The following is a 17866-nucleotide window of genomic DNA, read 5'->3' on the forward strand; positions in this document are numbered from 1 at the left end:
CACGGTGGCTGCTCAGGCGGCGCGGCGCAAGCGGGTCGGCGCTTCCGTATCGAGCGGATGCCGCGTCCCGGTCGGTCGTGCCTGCGCGCGTGCCGCGGCGGTCACGATGCCGCCCTGCGGGATCCGGATGTCACGGTCGACGACGGCTCCGCTCTGTACCCGGGCGCCGTCTCCGATCCGGGAGTGGCTTCCGAGACGGGCGGCCGCGCCGATCACGGCGTCGACGCCGACGTGCACGTTCTGGCCGATGAAGGCCCGCGCTCCGACAAGGGCGTTGTGGTCGATCCAGCTGCCCGGTCCGATCCAGGCCTCCGCACCCACCTTGGCTCCGCTCTCGACGTATGCCGTTCCGGAGATGAAGGCGGACGGGTCGACCCGCGCCCCGCCGGAGACCAGTCCGCGTCCGTTCGCGTGCCGGCGGTACTTTTCGATGGTGCCGGTTTCGGTCTCGACTTCTTCGTTAATTCTTTCCACGTGCGACCTCCTTGAATTGTCGCGTCACCCCGCAGCTCCCGCTCCGCTGTGTGCCCGCAGCGCGCGTGGCGCGACTGCGGAGCAACAAGTCTGGCGGCTGAGCCCGAGTGCTGACCGTGTCAACGCTGTGTGCTCCCCGAGAATTCCCCGGGCGGTCGCCCTGCCTGCCGCCTGGAGGCGACGCCCGCAGCCACGGTCGCGACACCGATCGTGATCAGGGCGCCGAGGATCAGAGCGGCCGCCTCGCCAGGCGCAAGCAGCTTCAGCTGGGTCCCGATCGTCGCCGCCGCAACCGGCACGCCGAGCTGGGCGGCCGCAAGCAGACCGTACGGCAGTGGCAGGCCGAGCAGCCGGGCCGAGGCATGCGCGACGACGGCGCCGAAACCGAGGACGAGACCGAGCAGGACCATTCCGGGCCGGGCCAGGAGGTCGAGCACGTTGAGCGAGGCGCCGAGCCACACGTAGAAGAGCGGCCCGAGGAAGCCGTCGGCGATCGCGAACAGTTGCCGGGCAAGGCGCCTCGGCTCTCCGACCATCGCGACGGCCAGCCCGAAGGAGAACCCGGCGAGCATGATCGAGACGTGGCTCACCACCGCGAGGGCGGCGAACGCGAACAGGATCGTCAGCTGCACCCGTAGTTCGAGGGCGAACTTGCGGTCCTCGGACACCCGGTGCAGCCGGAGCCGGGCACCATTCTTCTCGAGTCGTGACAGCACGAGATACAGCAGCGCCGCGGATGCCGCGACCGCTGTGGCGCCGAGCGCGGCCGAGCCTGCATTGGCCGGGTCGATCACGATCGGCAGGGCGACGATCGCAGCGACGTCGGCGATCGCGACCTGCGCGGTCACCTGCAGCACCGACGGGCCGGTCAGTTTCAGCGAGTCGATCACCGGCAGCACGAGCGCCGCAGACGACGACGCGAGCAGCACCGCGTACAGCGGCGCATGCCCGGTACCGAAGAGCACCGCCGTCGCCACGCCGAGCACGATCGCGATGACGGCGGCCAGACCGGCCCTGGCCGTGCCCTTGCCGAGCGCCGAACGGATACCGGCATCACGCACCGGGACGTGGGTGCCTGCCACGAACATGATCAGTGCGAACCCGACGTCAGCAAGCAGGGTCAGGGTCGGATCGCTCGAGTCGACGAGGCCCAGCCCGGTGCGGCCGACGAGGATTCCAGCGAGGAGCTCGCCGAGCATGACCGGAACCCGCCAGCGCTGCGGGGTCGCCAGCAGCGGGCCGAGCAGGCCGACCAGGGAGATGATCGCAAGGGTCTGGAACGTCATCGGGGTGTCCGGACAGGCAACCGGCAGTGCGCCATGGCGCGGTTAGAGCGTCAGGTCCGCCAGCTGAACCGGGATGTCGGTGTTCTCGTTCGTGAGGTAGGTCGCGCAGACGCGGTGGTATCCATCCGCGATGTGCAGCGGAACCGCGGCAGGCAGATTGCCGCGCACGAGCAGGATCGGGCCCAGCCGGCGGCCCTCGCGGATCAGCCTGAGGTAATTGGCGACGTGCGGGTTCTCCGGCGTGAGCAGGGGAGACCGGCTGCGCGCAGGATGTCCTTGGCCTTGTGGAAGGTGATGGGCGCTGCCTCGAGGGCGAGCGAGGTCGCCTCGACCGCGTGCTCGTTCACGAGCAACCGCAGGTAGTCGGCCGCCTTCGGGTAGTTCTCCGGGATGGGCTCCTCGAGCCACTTGACCTTCCTGGGCATTGCGACTCCTCGTGCCGGGCATCCGTTGGTGGGGCGATAGCCTGAGCGTAGTACGAATGGGTGTGCCCATTCGAGCGGCTCGGGCCGATGGCCTGAGGATCGGGAGAAGACACGTGCGGCGAGAGAGCGGTCCAGCGGCGGCCTCGCTGATCCCGCCGTTCGCCTACGTCACGTCGGCCGCCGGCTTCGTCATCGTCATCAGCGGCCTGGTGGATGCTGCGACCTCGGCAGGGGGCGGGCTCGGCTCGCTGTGGACCTGGCTCTGGACCCTCGTGGCCGCCGTGGTCTCCGCGCTGCCCGTCGCGTTCGGAGCCCGGTTCCCGCGCTGGGTCGGGCTCGCGGGAACCCTCGTGTTCTTCGCGGTGACCGCGCTGCAGATGGCGGTCTCGACTGCCCCGATCCTGTCGGTGAACAACCTGGTGCTCTACCCGATGTTCGCCTGTTATCTCGGCTGGTTCTACCGTCCGTTCGTGTCGCGACTGGCGGTCGGATTCGCGTTCGGGGCCTCCGGCATCGCGCTCGCCGTGAATCCCTTCGACGCCGTCCAGATCACCTGGGTCAACCTGGCTCTCGCGTCGCTCTTCTGCCGGGAGGCCGCTGGGTATCTGCGGGCCAAGCTCGACCGGGAGATCACCACCGACCCGCTCACCGGCGTCCTGAACCGGTCGGGGCTGGATGCCCGTCTCGACCTCGAGCTCGCCAGGGGAACGCGTACCGGGCAACCGATGACCGTCGCGATTCTCGATCTCGATGACTTCAAACGCCTCAACGACGAGCACGGGCATGCGGAAGGGGATCGCGTGCTGGTGGCCTTCGCGGGCTGCCTGAGACGCAACACGCGACCCTATGACTCGGTCGTGCGCCTGGGCGGTGATGAGTTCCTGCTGCTGATGACGTCCACGACGGTGGAGCAGGCCAGGGAGATGCTCGCGCGGATCTCCGCACCGGGCGGTCTGGACTGGTCGTCGGGACTGGCAGAAGCCCGCCCCGGAGATGACGCCCACAGCATCCGCGAGCGCGCGGACCAGGAGCTCTATGCCGAGAAGCGGCGCAAACGGAGCGGCCGCATGGGAGTCAGCGGGGGCTAGGCGAGCCCGCCGTTGGTGAAGATGACCTGGCCGTTGACCCAGCGGGCGGGGCCGGCGAGGAACGCGACGGTCTCGGCGATGTCGGTGGGCTGGCCGAGCCTTTCCAGGGGGACGGCCGCGGCGAGGTTCGTGATCGTGGCCTCGTCCTTGCCGTTCAGGAACAGGGCGGTCGCGGTCGGGCCGGGGGCGACCGCGTTGACGGTCACGTCCTTGCCGCGCAGTTCACGGGCGAGGATGAGCGTGATGCTCTCGACCGCGGCCTTGCTCGCCACGTAGGCGCCGTAGCCGGGGAACTGGGTGCGGGTGACGGAGGTGGAGAAGTTGACGATCGCTCCGCCCGGGCGGACCCGGCGGGCCGCCTGCTGGGAGATCACGACGGTGCCACGGATGTTGGTGCGGTAGATCCGGTCGAGGTCGGCGAGGTCGAGGGTCGCGATCGGCGAGAGGAGCATGATGCCTGCCGTGTTCACGACGACGTCGATCCCGCCGAACTCCGCCTCCACCGCGTCGAACGCGGCCGACATGGCTCCCTCGTCGGCGACGTCGCCGCCGATCGCGATGGCGCGGCCGCCCGCGGCCTTGACCGCGGCGATGGTCTCATCGGCTTTCGCCTGGTTGCCGGCGTAGTGCACGCCGAGGGCGAAGCCGTCGTCTGCAAGTCGCTCGACGACGGCGCGTCCGATGCCGCCTGACCCGCCGGTGACGAGGGCGACCCGGGAGCCCTGGATGGTGGGATTGGTGCCGATGGTACTCATGGGGGATTCGCTTTCTGGTGCACTGCGGTGGTGCGCGCCCTGTTTCGGGCGCGACGGATGACGCCCCGGCGGGACGCCTGAAGACCTGCGGTGGGGCTGGCTGTCAGTCGGAGGGCGACGAGGACTGGATGCGCTCCAGCCATTCGTCGAGCAGCCCGGCCTCGCGGCCCGTGAAGAGAGCAGGGGGCAGGGTGGGACGGCTCGTGCGGAGGGTGATCGCCGCAATGCGGGCGGATTCGCCGGCGTCCGGAGCGGGCGCGGTGTCGGATACCAGCCCGCCGAGGACGATGTCACGCATTATCGACGAAATGGCCGGGTCGGGATAGAGCGCAGGGCGGAGGATCAGGGCGAGAGCGACTCCGGTATTCGCCGCCATCACCACCCGTGCCGCGATCTCAGGAGCAACGCGCAGCCGTCCCTGCGCGGCCAGGCGTTCGAGCACGCTCTGGAGGAGTCGCATGGCTTCGTTCGCTGATTCCGCCTTGGCGACGGATCCTGACCCGAACAGGAGCCGGTAGGCGTTCGGCTGGGCGAGGGCGAACGCATTGTGGCTGTCCCAGCCGGCCCGCAGGTCGCTCAACGGATCGGCGGATTCCTCGGCTGCGCGCTTCATGCCCAGGTACTGGTCCCAGACCTGATCGACCGTGGCCGCGAGCAGGCCCTCCTTGTCGCCGAACAGCCGGTAGATGACCGGTTGCTGCACTCCCGCCGCTTCGCACACGGCGCGCGTCGAGATGTCCCCGCCAGGGGACTGCGCCAGCAACTCGGCCGTCGCGTCGATTATCACTGATCGTGTGCTCATGTGACTGACGCTAACACGAGAGTGTTATCACCGCAACCGCTGCGCACATACTGCTGCTAACAGCACATTCTGCTGCTAACACAAGAGTGGGCCCCGTCGGGCTCGAACCGACGACCCAATGATTAACAGTCATTTGCTCTACCAACTGAGCTAGAGGCCCGCGGTAAATAATCTACCGTGGATTCGGGCAAGGTTTTTCTGGGTACCGTGGGGAGGGTCCCCTCACGGACGGATTCGCCCCGCGAGGCCCCACCAGACACGCACCCAACACGCACGAGCCACGCACGAGACACGGAGGATTCGATTGGCAGAGGACTTCCACAAGCCCACCCAGTTCTCGGGCAGCAAGTTCGAATCCTTCGAGGGTGGCCAGGATCCGGCGGCAATCAGCCGCGTCGCGCATGAGACCGCTCATGCGCTGCTCGCCCGGGTGCGGAACGACCCCGATCCCGAGGTCGTCGAGCGCCTCGTCGCGTACACCGACGAACACGGTATCGACGCGGTCGCAGAGCTGTGGTCGCGCGCAACGCCGCGCAGCCTGCCCGGCGCGCTCTGGCGGATCTACCTCGTCCGCCTGCTCATCCGCCAGGATCCTGAAGGCACGTCGTTCCTCTACCAGCGCGGCACCGAGGTCACCGTGGCGATCGACCCCGTCATCGCCGGAGCCGCCGCGCCGACCGGACCCGCTGAGATCATCGCCCTCGCCGACCAGATCCTCCGCGGCATCTTCACGGGCGACTTCGCCGTCGCGCTCGACCGTGCCGCAGCGTTCTGCCGGGTCATCGCAAGCGGATGCGCGAGTGTCGCCGACGACCTTGACGCGACGGAACTCGCCGCATCGGGGGTGTCCCGCGCCTCGGAGCTGACCACTCGCGCCCTGCGGTTCTCGACGACGGCACAGGAGTTCGGATCGTGCGCCCGGTTGTGGCGAAGCGATTCGCTCGACTAGGAATAAACATCCGTCCTCGTCGTTTACACTGGATGCTGGTCGGGCCGCAGTAACCCCGGGCTCCAATATTCGCCGCTCTGAGCGGCCTCGCGCCGAGAGGCGTTCTGCGGCCCGGCCTTCAGCCTTTTCTGACCAATCCATTTCGTGTTCGGCGCCGAACACTAGTCATGGAACGGGATAAGACCTGACATGCTGGTTCTCATGACTGCTGACTTCGCCGCTGACACCGAGTCGACAGCGCCTCCCTCAAAAGAGGAGCTGCTTACCCGGGTCGCCACTGGCGACCAGGCGGCCTTCGGGGAACTGTACGACCAGATGGCCCCTCGGGTGCTCGGTCTGGTCAAGCGCCTGCTCATCGACCACGCCCAGTCGGAAGAAGTGACCCAGGAGATCTTCCTGGAGATCTGGCAATCGGCGACGCGGTACGAGCCGGCGCGTGGCGGGGCTTCCACCTGGATCATGACCATGGCGCACCGTCGTGCGGTCGACCGGATCAGGTCGTCGCAGGCCGGCCGCGACCGGGACACGAAGATCGGCATCAGAGACCTCGCGGTTGCCTACGACGACGTGTCCGAGACCGTAGAAACACGAATCGAGCATGAAAGGGTGGAGAAGGCGATGTCCAGACTGACCGAACTGCAACGCCAGGCGATCAGTCTTGCCTACTACGGGGGCTTCAGCCAGAGCGAAGTCGCCGCCCAACTGCATATCCCGCTCGGGACCGTGAAGACGAGGCTCAGGGACGGGCTCATCCGCCTTCGCGACGAACTGGGCGTGGCATCATGACCGGCACCGAGAACACCGGCACCCCGGAGCGCAACCCCGGCGAGCTGTCCGGCGCCTACGCGCTCAACGCCCTCGAAGCCAGGGAGCGCGCCGCCTTCGAGGCGCACCTGGAGTCCTCCGAAGAGGCCCGAATCGAGTCCGCCGAACTGAGCGACACGGCGGTGGCCCTGGGCCTCGCGACCGCCCCCGTGCAGCCCTCAGCCGCCCTCAAGGCCTCGCTGATGGCGAAACTCTCCTCGACCCCGCAATTCGCCCCCTCGCCGGGCCGGCGAGCACCCGGACGACAGCGCCGGCAGCGGATGCCGCCCCCGCGGCTCCCGGCCTCGCCGCCGTCCCACCCGTTCCCCCGTCCGCAGCCGGCGTGGGCAGCCGCTCGGGTTCCGGCGCGAGCGCAGCAGAGCGGGCCAGAAAGCGCTGGTTCCAGCGCCCCGCGAGCCTGCTGGCCGCTGCGGCCGCTGCGGTCGCCCTGTTCATCGGCGGTACCTTCGTCGGCCTGGGACTGGCCGGCACCTCGGGCACGTCCGATTCCTTCGCGGCCCAGCAGGCGGCATCCCTCGCCCAGCTCAACGCGGCACCCGACGTGCAGCGCGCCTCGGCGACGACCGCGGACGGCCACCAGGCCACCCTGGTCTGGTCCGATACAAGCAGCCTTTCGGCGCTCGTCGTCGACGGCCTGCCTGCGCTTTCCGGCGACAAGGACTACCAGCTCTGGTACATCGGAGCCGGGGGAGCGGTCTCGGCCGGTCTCCTCGACACGAGCGTCAGCGCGAGCGGCGGAACCGCCTGGCGGGTCCTCGACGGCAGCCTCACCTCAGGCGACACGATCGGCATGACCGTGGAACCCAAGGGCGGCTCGAAGCAACCCACCACGACGCCGATCGTGGCCATCCAGAGTTCCTGATCCGCAACTAGGCTCGGGGCATGACGCTGCCATTCACCCTTCTGATCGACCCGGTGCCCGCCGATTCCGCCCAGGCGGACTTTGCGGGCACCTTCCACGAGATGGATTCGGCCGCTCCGGCTCTCCGGGTGGGGGAGCTGAGCACCCAGCGCGGTGACGGCATCTTCGAGACGCTCAGCGTCGTCGACGGGCACCCGCAGGAGGTCGAGGCGCACATCTCCCGCCTGCGGCACTCGGCTGAGATCTGCGACCTCCCGGTGCCGAACCCGGCGCAGTGGCGAGAGGCCATCGCCTACGCGGTGGCGCGGGTTCCGCACGACGGCGAGCTCGCCCTCAAGTTCGTACTCAGCCGCGGCGTCCAATCCGGGCCTGCACCGACCGCGTGGCTGCACGCGACCCGCGCGCCGGACCACTCCGCCGCGCGCGAGAACGGGGTGCGGGCGATCACCCTCGACCGTGGGTACCCGCGCGGGGTCGCCGAGGTCGCCCCGTGGCTGCTGATGGGTGCGAAGACACTCAGCTACGCGATCAACATGGCCGCCCTCCGCGAGGCGCGGCGCCGTGGGGCCGACGACACGATCTTCCTCACGCACGACGGCTACGTCATGGAGGGCCCGACGTCGAGCGTGGTCATCCGTTCGAACGGCGTCTACGTGACGCCGGCGCCGAGCGGTGCGATCCTGCACGGCACCACCCAGCAGAGACTCTTCGAGCACCTCAGGGAGCAGGGCGAACCGGTGGAGTACCGCGACATCACGGTCGCGGAGCTGCGGGCGGCGGATGCCGTCTGGCTGTTGTCGAGCATCCGCCTGGTCGTGGCCGTGACCGAACTCGACGGCCTGCCGCTCGCGACCGACCTGCCGCGCACCCGCGTCTTCAACGCGTACCTGCTCGGCCGCACCGACTAGACCGCCGAAGCGGTCGGGGCAGGCGCGGGTTTAGCCGAAGCGACCGGAGACGTAGTCCTCGGTCGCCTGCACCGACGGGTTGGAGAAGATCGTCGTGGTGTCGTTGTACTCGATGAGCTTGCCCGGCTTGCCGGTGCCTGCGATGTTGAAGAAGCCGGTGCGGTCGGAGACCCGGGATGCCTGCTGCATGTTGTGCGTGACGATCACGATCGTATATTCGGCCTTCATCTCCTCGATGAGGTCCTCGATCGCGAGGGTGGAGATCGGGTCGAGGGCCGAGCACGGCTCGTCCATCAGGATCACGTCGGGCTGCACGGCGATCGCACGGGCGATGCAGAGCCGCTGCTGCTGGCCGCCGGAGAGGCTCGAGCCTGGCTTGTCGAGGCGGTCCTTGACCTCGTTCCAGAGGTTGGCGCCCTGGAGGGACTTCTCGATGAGGGCATCCGCGTCCGACTTGGAGATGCGGCGGTTGTTGAGCTTCACGCCGGCGAGGACGTTGTCGCCGATCGACATGGTCGGGAACGGGTTCGGCCGCTGGAACACCATGCCGACCTGGCGGCGCACGAGTACCGGGTCGACGCCGGGGCCGTAGAGGTTGTTGCCGTCGATGAGCACCTCGCCCGTGACGTAGGCGCCCGGGATGACTTCGTGCATCCGGTTCAGGGTGCGGAGGAAGGTGGACTTACCGCACCCGCTCGGCCCGATCAGGGCGGTCACCGTGCGGGGCTCGATCGTCAGCGTGACGTTTTCGACAGCGAGGAACTTGCTGTAATAGACGTTGAGGTCGTTGACTTCAATGCGCTTGGACATGTGATCCTTCGAGTTGCGGCCAGCGGCCGGGTGGAGCCTAGCGGCCGAGCTTGGGGGAGAAGATTCTGGCGATGAGCCTCGCGAGGCCGTTCAGGAGCATGACGATGAGCACCAGGGTGAGTGCGCCGGCCCAGGCCCTGTCGAGATACGCCTGGGTGTCCGTGCCCTGGTTCGCGTACTGGGTGTACACGAACACCGGGAGGGTCATCATCCGCTGGCTGAACAGGTCGTAGTTCATGCTCGCCGTGAAGCCGGAGATGATCAGCAGCGGGGCCGTCTCGCCGATGACCCGGGAGATCGAGATCATGATTCCCGTGACGATGCCGGCGATCGAGGTCGGAAGCACCACCTTGAGAATGGTCAGCCACTTCGGCACGCCGAGGGCGTACGCGGCCTCGCGCAGCTCGTTCGGCACGAGTTTGAGCATTTCCTCGCTCGAGCGCACCACGACCGGGATCATCAGCACCGAGAGAGCGATGGCACCGCCGAAGCCGAAGCGGATGCCCGCATCCTGGAACAGCAGGGAGAAGAACGCGAAGGCGAACAGGCCTGCCACGATCGAGGGGATGCCGGTCATCACGTCCACGAAGAAGGTGATCGACTGGGCCAGCCGGCCGCGTCCGTACTCGGTGAGGTAGATAGCGGCGAGCAGGCCGATCGGCACCGAGATGAGCGTGGCGACGCCGGTGATCTCGAGGGTGCCCATGACGGCGTGCAGGGCGCCGCCGCCCGCGCCGACGACGTTGCGCTGCGACTCGGTGAAGAACGTCGGGGTGAGGAAGGCCGGCAGCCCGTTAACGACCGTCGTGAAGACCAGTGAGATCAACGGCAGCAGTGCGATCACGAAGGCGGCGGTGACGAGGGCGGTGACGAGGCGGTCCTTCGCCCGGCGCACGCCTTCGACGGCGTAGGAGAGCGCGTAGATGGCGACGCAGTAGAGCACTGTGCCGAAGAAGACCGTGCCGACGATGTTGAAGCCGGAAGTGGCCCCCGACAGCTGGAGCACCAGGAAGACCGCTCCGGTGACGATCCAGCTTGCCAGCAGGACGTAGAGCGTGGAGTTCCTGGGCAGCTTGCCGGCGGCGTATGCGTTGGCCTGGGGCGTGTTCGCGGCCCGGGTGGCGGTCGTGCTGCTCATCAGTTCGCTCCCGAAAAGGCCTTGCGGCGGTTGATGATGTAGCGGGCGATCATGTTGACCGCGAGGGTGATGACGAAGAGGATCAGGCCGGTGGCGAGGAGGATGTTCACGCCGACGCCGTGCGCCTCAGGAAAGTTCAGGGCGATGTTCGCGGCGATGGTCGTCGGGTTCTGCGAGGTCAGCAGTTGGAAGAGCACCGTCGGGCTCGGCGAGAGCACCATCGCGACCGCCATCGTCTCGCCGAGGGCGCGGCCGAGGCCGAGCATCGAGGCGGAGATGATACCGGAGCGGCCGAAGGGAAGCACCGCCATTGAGATCATCTCCCAGCGGGTGGCGCCGAGGGCGAGGGAGGCTTCCTCGTAGAGCACCGGGGTCTGCAGGAAGATCTCCCGGCAGAGTGCGGTGATGATCGGAAGCACCATCACCGCGAGCACGATGGCGACGGTGAGGATGGTGCGCCCGGTGCCGGAGACCGGTCCGGCGAAGAGCGGGAACCAGCCGAACCAGTCGACGAGGTTCGCGTAGAACGGCTGGACGAGCGGGGCCAGCACGCCGATGCCCCACAGGCCGAAGACCACGGACGGCACGGCGGCGAGGAGGTCGATGACGTAGCCGAGGCCCTGGGCGATCCGCCGGGGGCGTAGTGCGAGATGAAGAGGGCGATGCCGATCGCGAGCGGGATCGCGATGATCATGGCCAGCAGTGCCGACCAGAGCGTGCCGAAGGCGAGCGGCCAGACGTAGGCCCAGAAGTTGGTGAAGCCGCCGCTGAAATCGGCGGGTGCCGCGACGAAGGCCGGCAGGCTCTGGACGAGCAGGAACCCGGCGACGGCGGCGAGAACGGCGAGGATCAGGCTGCCGGCGACGACGGTCGCCGTTGAGAAGATCACATCGCCGGGACGCTGGGGGGCGCGGATTCGATCGCGGGCAACTACGGAGGTCATGCCGGGCGTCTCCCTGAGGTTCGGGTGGTGGAGCGAAAACGATGCGCGGTCCGGGGGCCGTACACCCCAGTCTGCCCGGTCCGGGCCGCTGGTACGACGCGGGCCCTGGCCGGGCAGACTTCGGTGGAGCTGGTAGTGCGGGTGGTGCCGGTGAAACGGGTGTTACTTGACGGTCGCGAGAACCGCGGCGACCTTATCGGCCAGGTCGGTCGAGAGCGGCGCTGCGCCACCGGCGGATGCGGCGACCTTCTGGCCGTCAGCACTGGCCATGTACGTCACGTACGCCTTGACGAGCTCGCCCTGGGCGGGCTTGGCGTATTCGGTGCAGACGACCGCGTAGCTGACCAGCACGAGCGGGTAGTGCGTCGCGTCGGTCGTGGTGCGGTTGATCTTGATGGCGAGGTCGCTCGCGTCGCGGCCCGTGACGAGCGGGGACTCGGCGACGACGGCGGCCGCGGCTTCCGCGGTGTAACCGACGAAGGTGTCGCCGACCTTGATCTTCGCAACGCCGAGCTTGCCGGCCTTGGATGCGTCCGCATAGCCGATCGTGCCGACGCCGTTGGTCACGGCGTCAACGACACCGGAGGTGCCCTTGGCGCCTTCGCCGCCCTGGATCGGGAATGCGTCGGCTGCCTTGTCGGTCCACACGGTCGGTGCGGTCTGGAAGAGGTAGTCGGTGAAGTTCTTCGTGGTGCCCGAGTCGTCCGAGCGGTGCACGGCGGTGATCGCCGTTGCCGGAAGGGTCACGCCGGAGTTGAGCGCGACGATGGCCGGGTCGTTCCAGGTCGTGATCTCGCCGCGGAAGATGTGCGCGAGGGTTGCGGAGTCGAGCTTGAGGTCCGTGACGCCGGCGACGTTGAAGATGACCGCGATCGGGGAGATGTAGACGGGCAGGTCGACGGCCTTGGCACCGGCGGCGCAGGACGCGAACGTTCCGGCGAGCTCGGTGTCGTTGAGCGAGGAGTCGCTGCCGGCGAAGTCGGAGCCGCCCGCGATGAAGGTGGAGCGGCCCGCGCCGGAGCCTGACGGGTCGTAGTTGACCGTGACGTTCGGGTTGGAGGTCTGGAACGCTGCGATCCAGGCTTCCTGGGCGGAGCCCTGGGCGGACGAGCCGGCGCCGGTGAGCGTTCCGGTCAAGGTGCTGGTCGTCGCTGCGGTGGTGCTCGAGCCGGTTCCGGCTTCGTTGGAGGCACACGAGGACAGTGCGAGAGCGGCGGCGACGGCGATGACTGCGGGTCGGCCAAAACGCTTGAGATTCACGAATTTTCCCTTTCGAGGGTTGACAGCAGTGAAACTGACTGCAGGGCGGGGCCGGTGCTGGCCCCGGTCAGACGATAATCCGACGGCTTAACGACACCCCCTCCGGAAGATGAACGGAAGGTTAACGTGAACGGGCTGTTCGGCGGGCCGGCGGGCCCTCAGACGCTCGGTCGGTATGTCTCGATGCCGAGGATCCCGGCGCTCGGGTTCTCGCGGGACAGGTGCACGACGGAGAACGATCCGATGTCGAGGTGGGAAGCCTCCTCGATGTACAGGCCGAAGGTGCTCCCCGTGGCGAGCGCGATCTCGTGCAGGATCTCGGGCAGCACCGGGCCGTGGCTGCAGATGACGGCGGTCTTGCGGGAGCGGATGCGCTTGCCGATGCCGGCGCGAACATCCGCTACGCCCTGTTCGAAGGCGTCCTGGCTGAAGAGCTCCGTGCGCTTGATCGGGATGCCGGTCGCGGCCGCGAGCGGGGCGACGGTCGTGATGCACCGGGTGGCCGTGCTCGAAACGATGCGGCGCGGGCGCCACGCCCCCACGGTCGGCACGAGTTCGACGGCCTGGGCGACGCCGCGTTCGGTGAGGGGACGGGTGCTGTCCGGGCCGGCCCAGCTTGAACCGGTGACGGCCTTGCCGTGCCGGAGGGCGATGAGGGCGAAGGTCGTCGTCACGCCCCTGTCGACCAGTTCGGCGAAGGCGTCGATGATCTCGACGTCCTGCGCGTAGCTGAGGTAGCTGCGTGCCTTTTTGATCGTGACCCATTCGATCGCCGCGATCTCGCTGTTCGGCACGAAGGTCGAGCGCTGGATCTCCTCGGGGTGCACCTCGGCGGCCCAGTACTGCACGATCTTTTCCCTGCCGTTGCCGAGCGAGTACCGCGATTCGCCGAGCGGCACGCCCAGGGCGACCGCGAGTCCGGTTTCTTCCTCGATCTCCCGCACGGCCGTCTGCGGCAGCGTTTCGCCGGGGTCGACCTTCCCCTTGGGGATGGTGACGTCGCCGTAGACCGTGCGGTGCACGAGCAGGACGTTCATCTTGCCGTCGATCAGGCGCCAGCAGACCGCACCGGCAGCGTGGATCGCTCCGTTCGGGAGGACCGCACTCATCGGCGACCCGTCGGCCGAACGCGTCGGGAGATCTGCTGCATCAATCGGTCCTGCATATCGTCGAGCGGCTTTCCGGAGTCATCGAGGTGGTGGCGGGTCCATTCGCCGGTGTTGTCGAGCCACCAGGATGCCGTGCGGTCGTCCATGGCGCGGTTGAACAGCCCATCGATCTCCGTGAGGTGATCGGGGTCGACGAGGCGCACGAGGGCCTCGACGCGTCGGTCGAGGTTGCGGTGCATCATGTCGGCGCTGCCGATGTACACCTGGGTGTCCCCGCCGTTGTGGAAGGAGAAGATCCGGGAGTGCTCGAGGTAGCGGCCGAGGATCGACCGCACCTTGATCGTCTCGCTGACCCCGGGGAGGCCCGGCGTGAGGCTGCAGATGCCACGCACCCAGACCTCGACGGGGACCCTGGCCTGGCTGGCCCGGTAGAGCGCGTCGATGATGGCCTCGTCGACCATCGAGTTGACCTTGATGCGGATGCCGGAGGGCTTGCCGTCGAGGGCGGCCTGCGTCTCCAGGTTGATCGCCTTCAACAGCCCGCGACGCAGGTGCAGGGGTGCGACGAGAAGCCGCTTGAACTTCTTCTCGATCGCGTACCCGGAGAGCTCGTTGAACAGGCGGGTCAGGTCCTTGCCGACCTGGGGGTCCGCGGTCAGCAGGCCGAGGTCCTCGTAGAGCCTGCTGGTCTTCGGGTTGTAGTTACCGGTGCCGATGTGGCTGTAGTGCCGCAGCACGCCGTTCTCGTTGCGCACGACGAGGGCGAGCTTGCAGTGCGTCTTGAGGCCGACGAGGCCGTAGACGACGTGCACGCCGGACTTCTCGAGCTTGCGTGCCCAGGAGATGTTGGCCTGCTCGTCGAAGCGGGCCTTGATTTCGACGAGGGCGAGCACCTGCTTGCCGGATTCGGCGGCAGCGATGAGAGCCTCGACGATCGGGCTGTCGCCGGAGGTGCGGTACAGGGTCTGCTTGATCGCGAGAACGTCCGGGTCGGCGGCCGCCTGCTCGAGGAATGCCTGCACACTCGTCGCGAAGGACTCGTACGGGTGGTGCAGCAGGATGTCGCGGCGCGCGATCGAGCTGAAGATATCGGGCTCGGCGTTCGGCTCTGGCGCGAGGAGCTGAACGGCCGTGGTCGGGACATGCTTGACGTAGCGCAGGTCCGGGCGGTCGACGCGCAGGTCGAACAGCCCGCCGAGGTCGAGCGGAGCGGGCAGCCGGTACACCTCCTGCTCGGTGACGTCGAGTTCGCGCACGAGCAGGCCGAGGGTGACCTCGTCCATGTCCTCGGTGATCTCGAGGCGGATGGGCGGGCCGAACCGGCGACGGAGCAGTTCCTTCTCGAGGGCCTTGATCAGGTTCTCGGTCTCGTCTTCCTCGATCTCGACGTCCTCGTTCCTGGTGACCCGGAAGACGTGGTGTTCGAGGATGTCCATGCCGGGGAACAGGTCGCCGAGGTGGTTGGCGATCAGGTCCTCGAGCATGATGAATCGCACGTTGTCGAAGCCTTCGCGGCGGTCGACCCGCACGAAGCGCGGCAGCATGGTCGGCACCTTGAGCCTCGCGAACTCCTGCTTGCCGGTCTTCGAGTTGCGTACCCGGACGGCGAGGTTGAGGGAGAGGCCGGAGATGTAGGGAAACGGATGCACCGGGTCGACCGCGAGGGGCATCAGCACCGGGAAGATCTGGTTGGAGAAGTAGTCGCGGAGCGAGCGGTGGTCGGCCTCGTCGAGGCTGTCCCAGGTGGCGATGTGGATGCCGGCGGCCATCATGGCCGGGCTGACGAGGTCCTGGAAGGCGCGGGCGTGCCGGTCCTGGAGCACATGCGCCATCGCCGAGATGTCGGAGAGGGCGTCCTGCGGTGCGGTACCGATGTTGGTCGGCACGGCGAGTCCGGTCAGGATGCGGCGTTTGAGTCCCGCGACGCGGACCATGAAGAACTCATCGAGGTTGCTCGAGAAGATGGCGAGGAAGTTCGCGCGCTCGAGAACCGGGAGCAGTGGGTCCTCGGCGAGTTCGAGCACCCTCTGGTTGAACGCGAGCCAGCTCAATTCCCGGTCGAGATACCGGTTGGTGGGGAGTTCCGGGTCGTCCTTGCCGGTCAGGGGATCGAAATCGTCATCGAAGTCGCTTCCGAGACCCGATTCGTCCTGAATGTTTTCGCCGTCCATGAGTCCATCCTGACACCGCAGGACCTGCCGGTGCGACGGTTCCGGGTGAACAGTGCCTATCGGGTTGGGCGGCGGTACTGGACGTCGACACTGCGATCGGTGAATCCGAGGGACCGATACAGCCGCACGGCGGGCACATTGTCGCCCTCGACGTAGAGCGTCGCGCTGGTCGCCCCGCGCCGGCGCAGACGCTCGAGTCCCGCGGTCATCAGCCGGCGTCCGAGGCCGTGCCCGCTCCACTCGGGGCTCACCCCCACCACGTAGATCTCACCCTCGGCTGCTCCCGGCTCGATCTTCAGCCAGTTGTAGCCGACCAGGGCGTCGCCGACGCGGGCGACGAGGAAGTCGCCCGCGTCGAACCAGGCCTCGTTCATGCGGTCGGCGAGGTCGGCCGCTGTGATGCCGCCCTGCTCGGGGTGGGTGGCGAAGGTCCGGGCGTTCAGGGCGATCCAGGCGTCGGCGTCGGCGGCGGGGTCGAATGCGGTGATCACGATCGCGTCGTTGGGCTCCACGATCGATGCCTCGGGTGTGATGGCGGATTCCGGGGGAGCGGACGATGCGTCGAGCGCCAGTTCCAGCTGGAGCAGTCGACGGACGGCGTCGAAGCCGAAGCGCCCGGCGAGGGCGCGGGCCGCCGGGTGATCGCCGTGCGCCCAGGCGGTCAGTCCGTCCGGCGCATCCACCGCGTACGCGGGATCGCCGAAGAGCTCGGTCAGGGCCGCGGTGGCGTGGCCGTGCCTGCGGGACCCGGGGTGCACGACGAGGTCGAGCTCACCAGAGCCGAGGACGAGGGCTCCGACGGCCGCGTCGCCGTCGCGAAGCAGAAAGGAGTGCGGCGCCCGGCCGCGAGATCGAGGGTGGCCTGCTCGTTGAGCGGGGCATACCCGTCGACGCGTTCGGCGGCATCCGTCACCGCGGCCCAGGAGAGCGCGAAGGCGCTGTCGTCAGGCCCGTGCGACGGACTGATCACGCACGGCCTCTGGTTCCTGCACATTGAAGCGGTATCCGACGTTGCGCACGGTGCCGATCAGGGATTCCTGGTCGCCGAGCTTGGCGCGAAGGCGGCGGACGTGCACGTCGACCGTGCGGGTACCGCCGAAGTAGTCGTAGCCCCAGACCTCGCTGAGCAGCTGCTCACGCGTGAAGACCCGGGAGGGATGGGCCGCGAGGAAGCGGAGCAGCTCGAATTCCTTGTACGTGAGGTCGAGCGGTCGGCCGTAGACCTTCGCGGAATAGCTCGCCTCGTCGATGACGACACCGGCGGCGCGGATCAGCGCGGACTCCTCGGCCCGCGGCGTGCGGCCGGCGGCGAGGCGGATGCGGGCGTCGACCTCGGCGGGACCCGCCGTGTCGAGGATGACGTCGTCGATGCCCCAGCCGGGGCTGACCGCGGCGAGGCCGCCCTCGGTGATCACGAGCAGCAGCGGGACCTGGCTGCCCGTCGTCTGCATGATCTGGCACAGCGACTTGGCGGCCATCAGGTTGGTGCGGGCGTCGACGAGGATGACATCGGAGTCCGGGGCGGTGATGAGCTGGTCGGGCTGGGCCGGAATGACGCGGATTCCATGCGAGAGCAACGCCAGCGCCGGCAGGACCTCCCCGCCGACCGCGGAGGTCAGGATCAATAATTGCGCCACGCGGGCCCTCCAACCATTGTTGGCCAATCCTAGCGTGCAGCCACGTGCAGCCGATTGCTCCCCTGGCAGGGCACAATGGAAGAGTGAAGTGGCAGTGGAGAAGCGTCGGCCTGGTCTGGGCGTTCGCCGTGGTCTGTTCTGTGCTCACCGGGGCCCTCGCGGCGCCCGGTCGTTCCCTCGTGTGGATCGGCCTCTCCCTCGCGGGGTGCACCATCGGCACCCTCTCCATCCAGCTCGCGACCGGCCAAAAAGAGGGTTACGTGCACCGGGTCACGCTGAGCCTCGTCGGCGCGGTCCTCGTCCTCGCCGCCGCGACCGGAATCTTCGCGCTCGCCGGGCTTCTGTAACGAACTGGTAAAGCCGCGCCGGGTACCCGCGCGCAGGCGTTTCGGCTCTCGCCGGGAGCTAAGGTGGTGTCATGTCA

20 protein-coding genes, 1 tRNA gene and 1 pseudogene are annotated in these 17866 nt (G+C 68.1%); 6 read left to right on the top strand and 16 right to left on the bottom strand.

The genetic code is table 11. From position 1 onward, the window contains the following. Window positions 1-12: 12 nt before the first annotated feature. From RGU41_RS20125 to RGU41_RS20140, 4 genes are all read right to left on the bottom strand, one after another. Entirely contained in the window at window positions 13-474 is a 462-nt protein-coding gene (locus RGU41_RS20125; protein ID WP_134450001.1) for a hypothetical protein, read from the bottom strand. A gap of 119 nt (window positions 475-593) precedes the next feature. Continuing rightward, window positions 594-1760, bottom strand: coding sequence for a cation:proton antiporter (locus RGU41_RS20130; RefSeq protein WP_322137218.1), 1167 nt, complete (start codon window positions 1758-1760; stop codon window positions 594-596). 42 nt (window positions 1761-1802) lie between these two features. Then, window positions 1803-1928, bottom strand: a complete 126-nt coding sequence (locus RGU41_RS20135; RefSeq protein WP_322137219.1) for a hypothetical protein — start codon at window positions 1926-1928, stop codon at window positions 1803-1805. Between the two features lie 35 nt (window positions 1929-1963). Continuing rightward, window positions 1964-2185, bottom strand: coding sequence for a hypothetical protein (locus tag RGU41_RS20140; protein ID WP_322137220.1), 222 nt, complete (start codon window positions 2183-2185; stop codon window positions 1964-1966). Window positions 2186-2298: 113 nt separating this feature from the next. Between RGU41_RS20140 and RGU41_RS20145 the strand changes: the two genes are divergently transcribed. After that, on the top strand, window positions 2299-3273 hold the full coding sequence (locus RGU41_RS20145; protein ID WP_322137221.1) for a GGDEF domain-containing protein: 975 nt from the start codon (window positions 2299-2301) through the stop codon (window positions 3271-3273). Here the strand turns inward: RGU41_RS20145 and RGU41_RS20150 are convergent. From RGU41_RS20150 to RGU41_RS20160, 3 genes are all read right to left on the bottom strand, one after another. Further along, a complete protein-coding gene (locus RGU41_RS20150) occupies window positions 3270-4028 on the bottom strand; it encodes an SDR family oxidoreductase (RefSeq protein ID WP_322137222.1) in 759 nt (252 codons plus the stop codon). The two genes, RGU41_RS20145 and RGU41_RS20150, sit on opposite strands and share 4 nt — an antisense overlap. Window positions 4029-4131: 103 nt before the next feature. After that, window positions 4132-4830, bottom strand: coding sequence for a TetR/AcrR family transcriptional regulator (locus tag RGU41_RS20155; RefSeq protein WP_134558966.1), 699 nt, complete (start codon window positions 4828-4830; stop codon window positions 4132-4134). Between the two features lie 87 nt (window positions 4831-4917). Further along, window positions 4918-4990: transfer RNA gene (locus tag RGU41_RS20160), tRNA-Asn, on the bottom strand. Between the two features lie 144 nt (window positions 4991-5134). Here RGU41_RS20160 and RGU41_RS20165 point away from each other — a divergent pair. The 4 genes from RGU41_RS20165 (at window position 5135) to RGU41_RS20180 (ending at window position 8374) form a co-directional block, all read left to right on the top strand. Next, complete coding sequence (locus RGU41_RS20165) at window positions 5135-5779, top strand: DNA-directed RNA polymerase subunit beta (protein ID WP_134450007.1); 645 nt, start codon at window positions 5135-5137, stop codon at window positions 5777-5779. A gap of 201 nt (window positions 5780-5980) precedes the next feature. Further along, window positions 5981-6565 carry a sigma-70 family RNA polymerase sigma factor gene (locus tag RGU41_RS20170; RefSeq protein WP_241975328.1) on the top strand — a complete coding sequence of 195 codons (585 nt, stop codon included), beginning with the start codon at window positions 5981-5983 and terminating at the stop codon, window positions 6563-6565. A gap of 361 nt (window positions 6566-6926) precedes the next feature. Further along, window positions 6927-7466, top strand: coding sequence for an anti-sigma factor (locus RGU41_RS20175; RefSeq protein ID WP_416173173.1), 540 nt, complete (start codon window positions 6927-6929; stop codon window positions 7464-7466). A 20-nt stretch (window positions 7467-7486) separates the two neighbouring features. Continuing rightward, entirely contained in the window at window positions 7487-8374 is an 888-nt protein-coding gene (locus tag RGU41_RS20180; protein WP_322137223.1) for an aminodeoxychorismate lyase, read from the top strand. Between the two features lie 30 nt (window positions 8375-8404). Here RGU41_RS20180 and pstB read toward each other — a convergent pair whose 3' ends face one another. The 9 genes and pseudogenes from pstB to RGU41_RS20225 form a co-directional block, all read right to left on the bottom strand. After that, a complete protein-coding gene (gene pstB / locus RGU41_RS20185) occupies window positions 8405-9184 on the bottom strand; it encodes a phosphate ABC transporter ATP-binding protein PstB (RefSeq protein WP_134450011.1) in 780 nt (259 codons plus the stop codon). A gap of 37 nt (window positions 9185-9221) precedes the next feature. Continuing rightward, window positions 9222-10322: a phosphate ABC transporter permease PstA gene (gene pstA / locus RGU41_RS20190; protein ID WP_322137224.1), complete on the bottom strand. Its 1101-nt coding sequence runs from the start codon at window positions 10320-10322 to the stop codon at window positions 9222-9224. Beyond that, window positions 10322-11265, bottom strand: a pseudogene (pstC, locus tag RGU41_RS20195) (phosphate ABC transporter permease subunit PstC). The gene pstA and the pseudogene pstC overlap by 1 nt, the downstream one beginning before the upstream one ends. A gap of 162 nt (window positions 11266-11427) precedes the next feature. After that, complete coding sequence (gene pstS, locus RGU41_RS20200) at window positions 11428-12525, bottom strand: phosphate ABC transporter substrate-binding protein PstS (RefSeq protein ID WP_322137225.1); 1098 nt, start codon at window positions 12523-12525, stop codon at window positions 11428-11430. A 158-nt stretch (window positions 12526-12683) separates the two neighbouring features. Next, a complete protein-coding gene (locus tag RGU41_RS20205; protein ID WP_322137226.1) occupies window positions 12684-13634 on the bottom strand; it encodes an NUDIX hydrolase in 951 nt (316 codons plus the stop codon). Beyond that, window positions 13631-15805: an RNA degradosome polyphosphate kinase gene (locus RGU41_RS20210; RefSeq protein WP_322137227.1), complete on the bottom strand. Its 2175-nt coding sequence runs from the start codon at window positions 15803-15805 to the stop codon at window positions 13631-13633. Before RGU41_RS20210 ends, RGU41_RS20205 begins: the two co-directional genes overlap by 4 nt. Before the next feature lie 56 nt (window positions 15806-15861). After that, complete coding sequence (mshD, locus tag RGU41_RS20215) at window positions 15862-16629, bottom strand: mycothiol synthase (protein ID WP_322137409.1); 768 nt, start codon at window positions 16627-16629, stop codon at window positions 15862-15864. Next, on the bottom strand, window positions 16518-16775 hold the full coding sequence (locus tag RGU41_RS20220) for a hypothetical protein (RefSeq protein WP_322137228.1): 258 nt from the start codon (window positions 16773-16775) through the stop codon (window positions 16518-16520). Before RGU41_RS20220 ends, mshD begins: the two co-directional genes overlap by 112 nt. Next, window positions 16750-17442, bottom strand: a complete 693-nt coding sequence (locus tag RGU41_RS20225; protein ID WP_241975327.1) for a winged helix-turn-helix transcriptional regulator — start codon at window positions 17440-17442, stop codon at window positions 16750-16752. The genes RGU41_RS20220 and RGU41_RS20225 overlap by 26 nt, the downstream gene beginning before the upstream one ends. Window positions 17443-17525: 83 nt before the next feature. Here RGU41_RS20225 and RGU41_RS20230 point away from each other — a divergent pair, with 83 nt between their 5' ends. After that, window positions 17526-17789: a hypothetical protein gene (locus RGU41_RS20230; RefSeq protein WP_134450018.1), complete on the top strand. Its 264-nt coding sequence runs from the start codon at window positions 17526-17528 to the stop codon at window positions 17787-17789. Window positions 17790-17866 lie beyond the last annotated feature (77 nt).

The sequence above is a fragment of the Cryobacterium sp. 10C3 genome, assembly GCF_034314285.1.
Classification (GTDB): domain Bacteria; phylum Actinomycetota; class Actinomycetes; order Actinomycetales; family Microbacteriaceae; genus Cryobacterium; species Cryobacterium glucosi.

Bases quoted from the DNA above. Each gene is read 5' to 3' on its own strand.
- RGU41_RS20150 (WP_322137222.1), bottom strand. From the start codon at position 4,028: ATGAGTACCATCGGCACCAATCCCACCATCCAGGGCTCCCGGGTCGCC.
- pstA (WP_322137224.1), bottom strand. From the start codon at position 10,322: ATGAGCAGCACGACCGCCACCCGGGCCGCGAACACGCCCCAGGCCAAC.
- pstB (WP_134450011.1), bottom strand. From the start codon at position 9,184: ATGTCCAAGCGCATTGAAGTCAACGACCTCAACGTCTATTACAGCAAG.
- RGU41_RS20210 (WP_322137227.1), bottom strand. From the start codon at position 15,805: ATGGACGGCGAAAACATTCAGGACGAATCGGGTCTCGGAAGCGACTTC.
- RGU41_RS20155 (WP_134558966.1), bottom strand. From the start codon at position 4,830: ATGAGCACACGATCAGTGATAATCGACGCGACGGCCGAGTTGCTGGCG.
- RGU41_RS20140 (WP_322137220.1), bottom strand. From the start codon at position 2,185: ATGCCCAGGAAGGTCAAGTGGCTCGAGGAGCCCATCCCGGAGAACTAC.
- RGU41_RS20130 (WP_322137218.1), bottom strand. From the start codon at position 1,760: ATGACGTTCCAGACCCTTGCGATCATCTCCCTGGTCGGCCTGCTCGGC.
- RGU41_RS20170 (WP_241975328.1), top strand. From the start codon at position 5,981: ATGACTGCTGACTTCGCCGCTGACACCGAGTCGACAGCGCCTCCCTCA.
- RGU41_RS20180 (WP_322137223.1), top strand. From the start codon at position 7,487: ATGACGCTGCCATTCACCCTTCTGATCGACCCGGTGCCCGCCGATTCC.
- RGU41_RS20205 (WP_322137226.1), bottom strand. From the start codon at position 13,634: ATGAGTGCGGTCCTCCCGAACGGAGCGATCCACGCTGCCGGTGCGGTC.